This is a genomic window from Quisquiliibacterium sp., assembly GCF_982640115.1.
Genome location: NZ_CEXFHW010000121.1, coordinates 1 through 12,044 on the forward strand (window position 1 = coordinate 1; position 12,044 = coordinate 12,044).

Here is a 12,044-nt window from a genome sequence, read left to right on the forward strand (position 1 = left end):
ATCGGCGCCTTCGGGAATGGCCGCCGGAAGGCGGCACCGCCACCTGCTGCGAGAGCGTCGATCCGGCCCGCGATCCGGCGCTGATGGCGCAGTCGGAGGCGCTCCTGAAGGCGCTCGACTGGACCGGACCGGCCATGGTCGAGTACCGCCACGACCCGGCCAGCGGCCGCAGCGTGCTGATGGAGGTCAATGGCCGCTACTGGGGCAGCTACCCGCTGGCGCAGCAGGCCGGCACGCACTTCGCCTGGAACCATCTTCGGCTGGTGGCGGGGCTGCCCGTGATGGCGGCCGCCTCCGAGCCCCCGGGGCGGCAGTGCCGGTTTCTGGTGCCCGACACCCGGCGACTGCTGCGCATCCTGTTCGCACCCCGACTGATCGCCGATCGCAGCCTGCGCTGGCAGCGCGGCCGCGAACTCTGGCGCTATCTCGCCTATCCGATCGGCCAACGGCGCGGCCACTATGTGTTCCGCGGCTCGGATCCGCTGCCATGCCTGGCCGACCTGATCGGCATCGCCGCCGCGATGCTGCGCCGGTGAGCGCGCGCAGCGGCGTCGATGGCCCGGCCTTGATCCAGCGCAGCGCCGGCACCAGGCGGCGCTGGGAGCATGGCGCGGTGATGAACAGCCGCCTTCGTCCGGGCACGCCCACCGCGCTGCTCGCGCTCTGCCTCAGCGCCTGGCTGGTGGCCTCGCCGCACGCGGTGTTCAACCTCGCCGACCGCAACCAGGACTTCGACCAGCATCTTGCCTGGGCTTTCCAGGTAGGACAGGGGCTGGCGGCCGGCGACCCGTATCCGCGATGGATGCCGCTGGGCAACCGGGGCCTGGGCGAGCCCGCCCTGCTCTACTACTCGCCGGCCTACAGCCTGGCGGTCTCGCTGCTGAGGCCGCTCACCGATGCCACCTGGAGCGCGATGCGGCTGGTGGAATTCCTCGCGCTGCTGGGCCTGGGCCTGGCCGGCTGGGCGCTGCTGCGTCGCTTCGCGCGGCCCCTGCCCGCGCTGCTGGGTGCGATGGCCTGTCAGGCCACGCCGATGGTCTTCATGCTGTTCAACCACTTCAACGGCTTCCCCTGGGCGAGCAATGCCGCGGGCTTCGGGCTGCTGCTCTGGGCGGCGCTGCGCCTGCCCGCCATGGCGCGACGCCACGGCGACGCCTGGGCCGGCCCGCGCGCGCCGTCCGCGACCGATGGCCTGCTGCGGGTGCCGGTGGCCTGCGCGGTGGCGCTGATGACGCTCACGCATCTGGTGTCCACCCTGATGGCGCTGATCTGCCTCACCCCGGCGCTGGTGTGGCTGTGGTCGGGCGGCGTTCAGGCCGGCCGGCGCGCGCTGCTGCGCGCCGCGCTGTCGTGGGGGCTCAGCGCCGGCCTGGGGCTGGCCCTGGCCGGGGTGTTCCTGCTGCCGGCCCTCGCCTCGATGGACCTGATCAGCGCGCGCGAGTGGACCGAGACCTATCGGCCGCATGATGCCTTCTCGTTTCCCACCATCACCGCCTGGCGCTACGGCATCCGCTGGTTCGGTTTCCAGTGGCCGGTGTCGCTGGTCTGCCTGGGGCTGACCGGGGCAGGGGTCTGGCTGCTGCGACGGCAGCGCGCTCGCAGGCCGGAAGCTCACGGTCCCGAAGGCATGCGCACCGAAGGCGCGCGCGGTCAGCAGGCCGGGCGCACACATGGGCAGGGCATGGTCGTGGCGCATGCCCCGGCGCGGCGTGCCGCCATCGCCCTGCTGATCGCGAGCGCTTGCGCGCTGCTGCTCGCCAGCGAGCTCAGCCTGCCGCTGTGGCTGATCGACACGCCCCTGCGCAAGGTGCAGTTCCCGCACCGGTTCCTGTTCGTGTCCTCGATCAGCGCCAGCTGGGCCCTGGCCCTGCTCGCCGGCAGCGGACCGGCCGATGATCGGCTCGGCCGGCGTGTGGCCGTGGCCGCACTGCTGGGGGCCGCGCTGCTCACCGCGCTGCTGGCCACGCGGCTCGTGCTGCGCGACGGCGAGCCGGTCAATGCCGGGGACGACACCATCCGCGCCTACGGCAGCTACAGCGAATACACCCTGCCCTGGCAGCGCCCCGCGGCCCTGGACTGGCAGCGCGCCGGCGGCCTCGAGGCCGAACTCGCGCAGACCGGGGTGCGGCTGATCGCGCCTGCCGGCAACGGCGCAGGCGGCTGGCGCTGGGTGCTGGCCACCGGAGAGCCGCAGCGCATCCGGCTGCCGGTGCTCTGGTTTCCGGCCTGGCGCCTGACGCTGGATGGCGCGCCGCACCCCGCGAGCGCCGATCCGCAGACCGGTCTGGTCGCGCTGACACTGCCCGCCGGCGAGCATGCGCTGCGGCTGCGCTGGCAGCGGCTGCCCGCCGAACAGGCCGGCGCGGCGCTGTCGCTGCTGGCGCTGGCCGTCTGCGCGCTCGTGCTGTGGCGCGATGCACGACAGCGGCGGCAAGGCGCACGGCGAGCCTCTCGGGCCGCCGCACCCGCGGCGGCCACGGCATCGCGATGAGCCCGGCGCTCTCGCTCTACCTCGACGCGGTGCGCATCGGCGCGGCGCTGTTCGTGGTCTACGCGCATTCCAACCTGCGCTTCCTGCTGCCGGCGCCGCTGCCGCTGGCCGAGTTCGGGCACTCGGCGGTGGTGGTGTTCTTCGTGCTGTCGGGCTATGTGATCGCACATGTCGCCGAGGGCCGCGAGCGCGACGGGATCGACTACGCCGCGGCGCGGATCTCGCGCATCGTGCCGCTGGCCCTGGTGTCGGTGCTGGCGGCGCTGGCCGCCGATCACCTCGGCCGCCAGCTCGCACCGGCGCTCTATCAGGTGATTCCAGCCGACCGGGTGCTGCTGCGGCTCGCGCTGAGCGCGGCCTTCCTGAACGAGACCTGGTGGCTGTCGGTCATGCCGTTCTCGAACGTGCCCTACTGGTCGCTGTGCTACGAGGTGGTCTACTACCTGCTCTTCGGCATCGCGCTGCACGCCCCGCCGGGCTGGCGCGGGCCGGCGCTCGCCCTGGTCGCCTTGCTGGCGGGCCCGAAGATCCTGCTGCTGCTGCCTTGCTGGCTGCTCGGCGTGGCGGCCTGCCGCTACCGCGGCGACGCGCGCTGGCCTGCAGGTCTGGCCGCTGCGCTCTGGCTGGGATCGGCAGGTCTCTTCTGGCTGCACCATCGGCTCGACCTGATGCGCGGCTTTGCCGACGGCCTGCTCGCGCCGCGGGTGAGCCCATGGCTGATGGAGCACCTGGCGTTCTCGCGCTACTTCGCAGCCGATGTCTGGCTGGCGGGCGTGGTGGCCCTGAACTTCATCGCCGCCCGCCGCCTGCTCACCGCGCGCGGTGCGCCCGCGGCCGGCCTGCGCAACGCGGCAGCGCGGCTGGGCATGCTGACCTTCGCGATCTACATCCTGCACTTTCCACTGCTCTATCTCGCCGGCGCGCTGCTCACCGGCCTGACGCCCGGCCCGGCGAAGTGGGCGCTGGTGGTGACTGGCGCACTGCTTGCCGCCGTCACGACCGGCGCGCTGGTCGATCGCAGCCGTCCGGGGCTGCGGCGCTGGCTGGTCCGCCTGGGCAGACAGGCACTCGCGGCCGCGCCCGCGCGCGGCAGCTCGCGGCTCACCTGAGGGGCTGCATCGGATGCGTGCGATGACGGCATGGTGCGCCAGACGGGGACAGCCTTGATCGGGGCGGCATGAGCGAGCTGGCATGAGCCACGCAACGTCGCGCGAGCGCACCCGCCGCGCAGCCCAGGCCGCGCGCCTGGCGGCGCTCGCGGCCTCGCTGCTGCTCGCCCTGCTGCTGGCCAGCCAGTGGCTGAGCCTCGCCCAGCGCCAGAGCGGCTTCTACGACACCCTCATCTACACCGACGCGCTGCGCGCAAGCCTGCGCGAAGGACAGCCGCTCTACGGCCCGGCCCATCACCGGCTCGCAGCCGATGTGCGGCCCCGCCTGCCGCTCGCGGAGGCGGCCGACTTCGACCTGTTCTTCTATCCCCCGCCTGCCCTGCCGCTGCTCGCCTGGATGGCCTGGCCCGACGCCCTGACCGTGGCCCGGCTGTGCGCGCTCGCGCAGGCCGCGCTGGTGGCGGCCTGCGTCCTGTGGGCCTGCCGGCAGGCCTGGCCCCCGGGCAGCGGACACCGGGGTCGCGCCGGCCTGGCCAGCGCCTCGGCGGTGCTGCTCGCACTGGCCGGCGCGCCCACCTGGCATCTGGTCACCGCGGGCAACCTCAACGCCCTGCCGCTGGCCGCAGCGGTGGGCTTTCTCGTCTGGCAGCGCGACCGCCCCGCGCTGGCGGGCGCCCTGCTGGCCGCGGGTATCGCGCTCAAGCTCTATCCGGCAGTGCTGCTGCTCACCGCGGTCGCGGGCGGCCGCCATCGCGCGATCGCCTGGACAATCGGCTGGCTCGTGCTGCTGGCGACGCTCGCCCTGCCCTGGGTGCCCTGGGCCGAGCAGCGCTGGTATGTGCGCGAGCTCATGCCCTGGCTGGGCGCTCACTTCGACGCACAGCTCGGCGGCCAGTCGCTGCACGCCGTGCTCGACCGGTTGGCGCACTGGGGCGAGGACCACGGCCTGCGCGGCGATCTGGTGCGGATTCCGCCCGCCATGGCCGCGGTCGTCTCGATTGCCTCGCTCGGCCTGTTCGGGGCCTGCGCGCTGGCCGCCTGGCGCGGCCGCCGCAGTCCGGCGCGGCTGCGGCTGGTGGCCTGCCTGCTGCTCGCGCTGGTGCCCTGCCTTTCGCCCAAGGGCCATGTGCATGCCTTCGTGTTCGCGATCCCGCTGCTCGCCCCGCTGTGGGTGTCGATGCTGCGCCATCCGGCGTGGTGGCCGCTGGGCGGGCTCGCCGCGATCGCCTGGCTGGTGCCGGTGTGGACGGGTGCCGCCTGGCTGGCCGAGGCGCCGGCCGCGCTGCGCGAACTCTGGTACGCGCGACTGCTGATCCTCACCGGGGCAGGGGTGGCACTGGGCCTGCGTCAGGCCCTCGGCAGCGCCACGAAACCGGCCGGCTGTCAGCGCCAGCCTCCCCCCGGCCGCGCCGGCTTGCCCGCCGTGCCGCTGCCCGGTATCGATGCCGACGGGGTCGCCAGGGCCGGCTTTCGGCCGCCCGCGTTGCCCCGCCATCCACCCCGATGAAGATCCTGCTGATCGCCAACCGTGCGCCCTGGCCGCCGATCAACGGCGCGACCATCCGGCACTACCACATCATCCGCGCCCTCAAGGCTCGCGGCGACGAAGTGCATGTGTTCGGCTTTGCCGAGGCCGACGAGCGCGAGCGCGCCCAGGCCGAGAGCGCCCTGATGGCCGACTCGGCCCTGATCGAGACCCTCGACCCGATCGAGCGCTGGCTGGGCGCCGGCCTGTCGCTGCTCGCCGGCGAGCCGCTCTCGGTGGGCTGGTTCCGCAACCGGCGGCTGGCCCGACGCTGGCAGGCCTGTCTGGCCGAGGTGCGCCCCGACCTGATCGTGGCCCACTCCTCCAATGTCGCGCCCTATGTGCCCGCGGCCCTGCGCGATCGCGCCTATCTCGACATGACCGATGTCGACTCCGAGAAGTTTGCGCAGTACGCGCGCGCCGGCCGCGGCCCCGGGCGCTGGCTGCATGCGCTCGAGGCACGGCGTCTGCGCCGGCTCGAACTCGACGCGGTGGCGGGCTTCGCCGGCACCTGCCTGGTCACCGAGCGCGAGATGCAGAGCCTGCTGCCCGACCTCGATGCCGCGGCGCGCAGGCGTCTGGTGGCCATCCCGAATGGCGTGGACACCACGCTCTTCTGTCCGCCTGCACCCGGCACCGATCCGCGCGACGCGCTGCCCGAGGACGAACGCGAACACCTCGCCGGCGACGGACCCAACCTGGTGTTCACCGGCGTGATGAACTACCCGCCGAATGTCGATGCCGCGATCTGGTTCGCCCACGAGGTGCTGCCGCGGGTGCGCCAGCGCCACCGCACGGCGCGCTTCATCGTGGTCGGCGCACGGCCCGATGCCCGGGTGCGCGCGCTGGCGGCCATCGACGGCGTGCGGGTCACCGGCTTCGTGGCGCGATCGGTGCCCTACTTCCACGCCGCCTCGGTGGGGGTGCTGCCGCTGCGGATCGCGCGCGGCATCCAGAACAAGGCGCTCGAGGCGATGGCCTGCGCGCTGCCCTGCGTGGCCACCCGTACCGTGGCCGACGGCGTCTCGGCCGAGGACGGGCGGCATCTGCGGGTGGCCGACGAGGCGGACGGTTTCGCCGCCGCGGTCTGCGACCTGCTCGACGGACCCGAGGCGGCCCGGGCCATGGGCCGGCGCGCCCGCGACCATGTCGAGCGGCACTTCGGATGGGCACCGCTGATGCAGCGGCTCCTCGATGACATCGACGCCCGCCTCGGGCGCAAGGCGGCCTGATGAAGATCCTGCACATCCTCGACCATTCCCTGCCGATCCACACCGGCTACACCCTGCGCACCCGCGAGATCGTGCTGCATCAGCGGGCGATGGGTTGGCAGACCGCGCACCTCACCTCGCCGCGCGCCAATCCTGGCGAACCGGCGCGCGAGACCGTGGGCGAGCTGAGCTTCCTGCGCACGCCGGCGCCCGCCGGCCCGCTGCGCGCGCTGCCGGGCCTGTGGCCACTGGCCGAGATGCGCGCCACCCGGGCACGACTCGACGAGGCGGTGCGCGAGGAGCGGCCCGATCTGCTGCACGCCCACTCGCCGGCGCTCGATGCCTGGCCGGCGATCGGCGCGGGCCGCCGCTTCGGCCTGCCGGTGGTCTACGAAGTACGCGGCTTCTGGGAGGACGCGGCGGTGGACCACGGCACCACCACCGAAGGGGCGCTGCGCTACCGCGCCACCCGCTGGCTGGAGACCCAGGCGCTGCGCCAGGCCGACGCGGTGACCGCGATCTGCCACGGCCTGGCCGACGACATCGCGGCCCGAGGGGTGCCGCGCGAGCGCATCACCCTGATCCCCAATGCGGTCGACACCACCCGCTTCGCGTTCTCCCCGGGATCGACCGCGGCGGCGCGCGCCGCGCTCGGTCTGGGCGAGGGGCCGGTGGTGGGCTTTCTGGGCTCGTTCTATGCGTACGAAGGACTGGCGCTGCTGCTGCGCGCGCTGCCCGAGGTGCTGCGCGTGATGCCGTCGGCGCGGCTGCTGCTGGTCGGCGAGGGCGAGGAGGACGCGCGCCTGCGCGCGCTCGCCGGCGAGCTCGGTCTGGGCGCCGCGGCGGTGTTCACCGGTCGGGTGCCCAATCACCAGATCGAAGCCCTGTACGACGCGGTGGATGTGGTGGCGTTTCCGCGCCTGCCGATGCGACTGACCGAGCTGGTGACCCCGCTCAAGCCGCTGGAGGCGATGGCCCGCGGCAAGCCGGTGCTGGCCTCCGATGTGGGCGGCCATCGCGAGCTGATCGAGGACGGCCGCACCGGCCTGCTCTTTGCGGCCGGCGATCAGGCCGCCCTGTCTGCGGGATTGCTGCGGCTGCTCGGCGAGCCCGACCTGCGCGCCGGCCTGCAGGCGCGCGGCCGCGACTATGTCGAGCGGGAGCGCACCTGGGCGCGCAGCGTGGAGGGTTATCGCCGCGCCTACCGGATCGCCGCCGAGCGCGCCCGCGCGCGCGGTCGGGTGCCTGTGCCGGGCTGAGTCTGCGTGCCTGACCGGGTCTGCGTGCCCGGTCGAGCCTGCATGCCCCGCTGAGTCTGCTCAGCGTCGCGCGCGGCCGCGCACGCTCCGGTCACCGCCCTTGAGGCCGCGCAGCGCGGCCCGTGCCTGATGCCGGCCTACTGGCTGCCCCACCCGGAGGGCAGCCGACATGCCAGCGCGACACCACTTCCCGTCTTCGCAGACCGCCCGCGGGCGCGTGACGGCCCGTTGCCCATCGCCGGCAGCGGACATCATCGGCGCCGGACCTCGCCTGCGCAGCGCGCGCCGGGCATGAGCGCGCTGCATCTGGCGATCGACCCGGACCCGGCACGCCGCGAGCAGGCCAGCCAGCGCATGGCCGCCAGCCTGATGCGTCAGGGTCTGCCGGCACCGCGCTGGCATGACTGGGCCGGCATCCGTCTTGGCTGGCACGCCACGCCAGGCTGCCCGGACCCGGAGGCGCAATGGCGGCTCTTCGACGGCGGACTGGTGGCCTGCGTGGGCACGCTCTTCTACCGCGGCCTGAGCGGCGCGCAGGCACTCGATGCGCTGTGGCTCGACTTCCACGGCGCGCGCTGCGCGGCCAGCCACGAGCTCGCCGGCGAGTACCAGGTGGTGCTGGCCCGCGACGGCCGCCTCTGGTCCTTCGGCGATCCGCTCGGCATGATCAAGCTCTACGAATCGGCCGACGGCAGGCTGCTCTCGACCTCCTGGCTCGCCTGCGCCGACGCCCAGCCGCATCGCAGCATCGACCCGGTCGGCGCGCTCGACTACCTCTTCAATGGCGCCAACCACGGCAGCCGGACGGTCTGCGAGCAGGTGCGCATCGCCGACCCGGCACTGGTGCGCGAGCTCTGCCGCGGCCTGCGGGTGCCGCTCTTCGGGCCCACCTACTGGCTGCCGGGCGAGCCCTTCACCGACGCCGAGGAGGCGCTCGCGCGCATCGGCGGGCGCCTGCGCCATCTCGCCGAGGGCTGGGCGCACGGCTTTCCCGGCCGGCTGCGGGCCGCGCTCTCGGGCGGCTTCGATTCACGGCTGCTGCTGGCTGCGGCCCGGGCCACCGGGCAGACCCCTGCGCTGCATGTCTACGGCGGCCCGGACAGCGCCGATGTGCGGGTGGCGCAAGCCATGGACCGCGCCCTCGGCCTGGGCCTGGCCACGGTCGACAAGCAGCGCCTGGAGCAGCAGTTACGGCAGACTGCGCCGCCCGACCCCGCGGCCGATCTCGACTTCTTCGACGGCCTGCCGATCGACGGCATCGAGGACGCGGGCGCCGATCGCCAGACCCGTCTGGCGCAATCGGCCGACGGCGCGCTCGCCCTGAACGGCGGCGGCGGCGAGGTGCTGCGCAACTTCTTCTACCTGCCCGACCGGCCGTACCGTCCGGTTGATCTGGTGCAGGTCTTCTACAGTGGCTTCGATCCGGCAGCGGTGCGCCAGCCCCGGGCGCTGGCCGCCCTGCAGGCGCACCTCGCCGACACCATCGCCGCCGAGACCGGCTGCCGCGGGCCGCTCAGCCGCCGGCAGGTGGAGCTGGTCTATCCGCTGGTGCGCGGTCGTTACTGGACCAGCCGCAACAACTCGATGGCAGCGCGTTGCGGTCATTTCCTCACGCCGCTGCTCGACCCGGTGATCGTGAAATCGGCGGCGAGACTGCCGCTGGCCTGGAAGGACTATGGCCGATTCGAGGCGAGGCTGATCGAGCGCCTCGCGCCCGAGCTTGCCGGACTGCCGCTGTGCTACGGATTCAGCCCGGCCGAGGGCCCACCGATGGGCTATCGGCTGTCGATGTGGCTGCAGCAGCGGCGCCCGCCCTGGTTGCGCGCGGCGAGCGCCCGCTGGCGGGCGCGGGCCGGCGCGCGTCGCGCCCCCGCGGCGAACGGCTCGGCCAATGCCGTCGAAGGCAGGCCAACGCGCTTCGAGGCCACCGACTCGTTGATCGATGCCGCCGCGCTGCGCAGTCCGGCGCAGCGCGCCCGTCTGCTCACGCTGGAGCAGGCGCTCGCCGGGCCTCGGGCAGGCTGAGCGCGCCCGCCGCGGGGTGGCCGCCCGCGGCAAGTTCGACGGCCAGCGCCCGCACCGCGCTGTCGATCAGCCCGAAGCAGGTGTCGAAGAAGGCGGCGTCGAGGGTGTGCGGATCATGCAGGTGCAGCCGTGCCGGCCGCGCCCAGCCGCCCAGCAGCATGATCGACTGCGCCGGCAGCCCGCGCGCGAGCAGCGCGTTCGCATGGCGCCACTCCATCACGGCATAGAGATCGCCAGGCCGCGGGATCAGGTCGGCGATCGGCGTGGCCTGGTGCATGCGCAGCGACAGGCCACGGCGCTGGGCCGCCACGCAGGCCGCCGGACTGGCCGGCGCGCCGGCCGTGGTGGCCAGCCCCACCGAGTCGGCGCGCAGACCGACCTGCCGCGCGACCGCCAGGGCAAAGGCGCTGCGATTGATGTTGCCCAGACACACGAACACCACCCGGTCGACCCGCGCCAGCCGCAGCCGGGTGTAGGGCTGCAGCAATCCCAGACCGTGGGCGGCGCGGGTGATCTGCAGCCGCGCCCAGCCACGGTGGGTGCCGTGCCGCGCGCGCAGCCCGCGGGCCAGACCCGCGATCACGCCGCGAGCCCCGGTGCGCGCCGCAGCGCCGACACCAGCCGGCGGGCGAGCGGCCCGGCGTGCACATTGGCGTGGTAGATGTCGCGGCTCTCGCTGCTCCAGCGGGTGTGCCACTCCTTGAGCGGGCCGTAGAACTCCACCCGGCTCACCTCGCCGCCGTCGAACAGCGCCTCGAACATCGGCTGGCGCAGCAGCGAGGCCGGCGACAGCGGTGCGGTGCTCTCGTCGTAGGTGGTCTTCAGGATCACGAACTCGCCGCGCTCGAGCAGGCACAGTTCGCTCGCCACCAGACGGTCGCCGAAGAAACAGCGGTGCACCTGCGCCAGGCCCCGCGCCGCGAAACGCTCGAGCATGCCGCGATAGAACCCGAACTGCGGATGGTCGGGGCTCACCGCGGTGCCCTCGCCGGCCTTCCAGCCGCGTGACTCCAGGGCCGCGTAGTCGGCCACCGCGCGGGCCATGTCGGCGGGCTCGCGCAGTACCTCGGTGCGCAGCGCAATGCCCTGCGCGGCGAGCTTCTCGCGCTGCTTGCGCAGATTGGCGCGCAGGTTCTTGCCGCGCGCGGCCCAGTAGTCGGCATAGCTGCCGCTGACGGCAAGCCAGGGCGTGCGGATGTAGGGCAGTGTGTTCACCAGGGGCGAATCCGGCGGCGTGACGAATCGCGGATCGACCTGGCTGATGCCCAGGCGCAGCCCGAAGGGCAGCCGCGCAAGCAGCGCGCGGGCGAGCTCGGTGAGGGATTCCTGCGGCGACTGCAGCCAGGCACCGAGCGGCATCTGGCTTTCGACGAAGACCTCCGGCAGCCCGGGCCGCAGCCGCAGCAAGGCCATGGCGCGCGGCTCGCCGGCACGCCGGAACACCGCCAGCCGCAGCGGCTGCGCCGCCATCGCGGCCGCCGCGAAGACGAACTCGGCGCGCTGCACCACGCTGCCGCCAACGGCCGCCTGCAGCGCGTTCCACTCGCGCGCGGCGGCGGCATCGGCGGGGTCGAAGAGGCTGAGTTGCCAGGTGCCGGGGGCGGAATCGGACGGGGTGCGCAGGGGGGTCTCCCGAGGGGGCTGCTCAGCTCAGTGCGAGGGTGAACTCGCGCACCAGGCGCTCGAAGGCGTCGTCATCGAGGCTGTGCTGACAGGGCAACTGGATCAGCGAGAGCGCGAGTTCGGCACTCACCGCGCACCGGCTCTGGGCAAGGTGGTCCCAGCGCCAGACCGCGATGCCACGGTACTTCAGGGCCCGGAACTGCGCCTGCGGGGAGCTCAGCCGCACCGGGAACACATAGGGCACCTGGTCATCGGCCAGCGTCGGTGCGAAGGCACGCACCTGCGGCAAGGCGCCCAGGGCCTCGGCCCAGCGGGCATAGCGGCGCCGGCGCACCGCCGCGATGCGGTCATGGTCGGCATTCGCGAACAGGCGCCGCACCGAGCGCAGGGCCAGCCGGTCGCAGGCCGAGGCATCGATCTCGGCGGCCGGCGCCGGTGTCGGCAGGGCCTCGCGCGCCGCGGCGGCCTCGTCGGGCGGTCCGATCAGCCCGGTCGGTGTGGCCGCCGGCCAGCGGATCGCGCCCACCTCGGCAGCGTCGCCAAGCAGCCGCCACAGGCCGCGCAGTTCGTCGGTCCAGCCCGGCTCGCGGCGCGGGTGTGAGCGCTGGCCCTGGTTGGCCACCAGGGCGCCGCCCTCGCTGCCGGGCACGAACTTGCGGGTGGAGGCGATCGCATAGTCGCCCCAGGCGCCGGGCAGGGCCGAACCGCGGCGCGCGTAGAGCGCATGGGCGCAATCTTCCACCAGCACGGCGCCGGCGGCGCGGCAGGCCGCCACCACCGCCGCGGTGTCGGGCTGCACGA

At 73.9% G+C, this 12,044-nt stretch carries 9 protein-coding genes and 1 pseudogene; 7 read left to right on the forward strand and 3 right to left on the reverse strand.

The window, feature by feature from the left end; all coding sequences use genetic code 11:
* From AC2H6A_RS13380 to AC2H6A_RS13410, 7 genes are all read left to right on the forward strand, one after another.
* A partial coding sequence (locus AC2H6A_RS13380; RefSeq protein ID WP_484274100.1) for a hypothetical protein occupies positions 1–536 on the forward strand: 536 nt, incomplete at its 5' end.
* The gene (locus AC2H6A_RS13385; RefSeq protein ID WP_484274101.1) at positions 533–2,491 is read left to right on the forward strand and encodes a hypothetical protein; all 1,959 of its coding nucleotides are present in this window, start codon (positions 533–535) and stop codon (positions 2,489–2,491) included. The genes AC2H6A_RS13380 and AC2H6A_RS13385, both read left to right, overlap by 4 nt.
* Positions 2,488–3,600, forward strand: coding sequence for an acyltransferase family protein (locus AC2H6A_RS13390; RefSeq protein ID WP_484274102.1), 1,113 nt, complete (start codon positions 2,488–2,490; stop codon positions 3,598–3,600). The genes AC2H6A_RS13385 and AC2H6A_RS13390 overlap by 4 nt, the downstream gene beginning before the upstream one ends.
* 82 nt (positions 3,601–3,682) lie before the next feature.
* On the forward strand, positions 3,683–5,107 hold the full coding sequence (locus tag AC2H6A_RS13395) for a glycosyltransferase family 87 protein (protein ID WP_484274103.1): 1,425 nt from the start codon (positions 3,683–3,685) through the stop codon (positions 5,105–5,107).
* Entirely contained in the window at positions 5,104–6,357 is a 1,254-nt protein-coding gene (locus tag AC2H6A_RS13400) for a TIGR03087 family PEP-CTERM/XrtA system glycosyltransferase (RefSeq protein WP_484274104.1), read from the forward strand. The genes AC2H6A_RS13395 and AC2H6A_RS13400 overlap by 4 nt, the downstream gene beginning before the upstream one ends.
* Entirely contained in the window at positions 6,357–7,595 is a 1,239-nt protein-coding gene (locus tag AC2H6A_RS13405; protein WP_484274105.1) for a TIGR04063 family PEP-CTERM/XrtA system glycosyltransferase, read from the forward strand. Before AC2H6A_RS13400 ends, AC2H6A_RS13405 begins: the two co-directional genes overlap by 1 nt.
* 291 nt (positions 7,596–7,886) lie before the next feature.
* Positions 7,887–9,620, forward strand: a complete 1,734-nt coding sequence (locus tag AC2H6A_RS13410; protein WP_484274106.1) for a hypothetical protein — start codon at positions 7,887–7,889, stop codon at positions 9,618–9,620.
* Here the strand turns inward: AC2H6A_RS13410 and AC2H6A_RS13415 are convergent.
* The 3 genes and pseudogenes from AC2H6A_RS13415 to AC2H6A_RS13425 form a co-directional block, all read right to left on the reverse strand.
* The gene (locus AC2H6A_RS13415; protein ID WP_484274107.1) at positions 9,580–10,203 is read right to left on the reverse strand and encodes an arsenate reductase/protein-tyrosine-phosphatase family protein; all 624 of its coding nucleotides are present in this window, start codon (positions 10,201–10,203) and stop codon (positions 9,580–9,582) included. The genes AC2H6A_RS13410 and AC2H6A_RS13415 overlap by 41 nt on opposite strands.
* A complete protein-coding gene (locus AC2H6A_RS13420) occupies positions 10,200–11,129 on the reverse strand; it encodes a GNAT family N-acetyltransferase (protein ID WP_484274108.1) in 930 nt (309 codons plus the stop codon). Before AC2H6A_RS13420 ends, AC2H6A_RS13415 begins: the two co-directional genes overlap by 4 nt.
* Positions 11,130–11,265: 136 nt before the next feature.
* A pseudogene (locus tag AC2H6A_RS13425) lies at positions 11,266–12,044 on the reverse strand (hypothetical protein); the annotation flags it as partial.

What these genes read in the sequence shown, in the direction of transcription:
- AC2H6A_RS13390 (WP_484274102.1), top strand. Translation starts at nt 2,488, where the DNA reads ATGAGCCCGGCGCTCTCGCTCTACCTCGACGCGGTGCGCATCGGCGCG.
- AC2H6A_RS13395 (WP_484274103.1), top strand. Translation starts at nt 3,683, where the DNA reads ATGAGCCACGCAACGTCGCGCGAGCGCACCCGCCGCGCAGCCCAGGCC.
- AC2H6A_RS13400 (WP_484274104.1), top strand. Translation starts at nt 5,104, where the DNA reads ATGAAGATCCTGCTGATCGCCAACCGTGCGCCCTGGCCGCCGATCAAC.
- AC2H6A_RS13405 (WP_484274105.1), top strand. Translation starts at nt 6,357, where the DNA reads ATGAAGATCCTGCACATCCTCGACCATTCCCTGCCGATCCACACCGGC.
- AC2H6A_RS13410 (WP_484274106.1), top strand. Translation starts at nt 7,887, where the DNA reads ATGAGCGCGCTGCATCTGGCGATCGACCCGGACCCGGCACGCCGCGAG.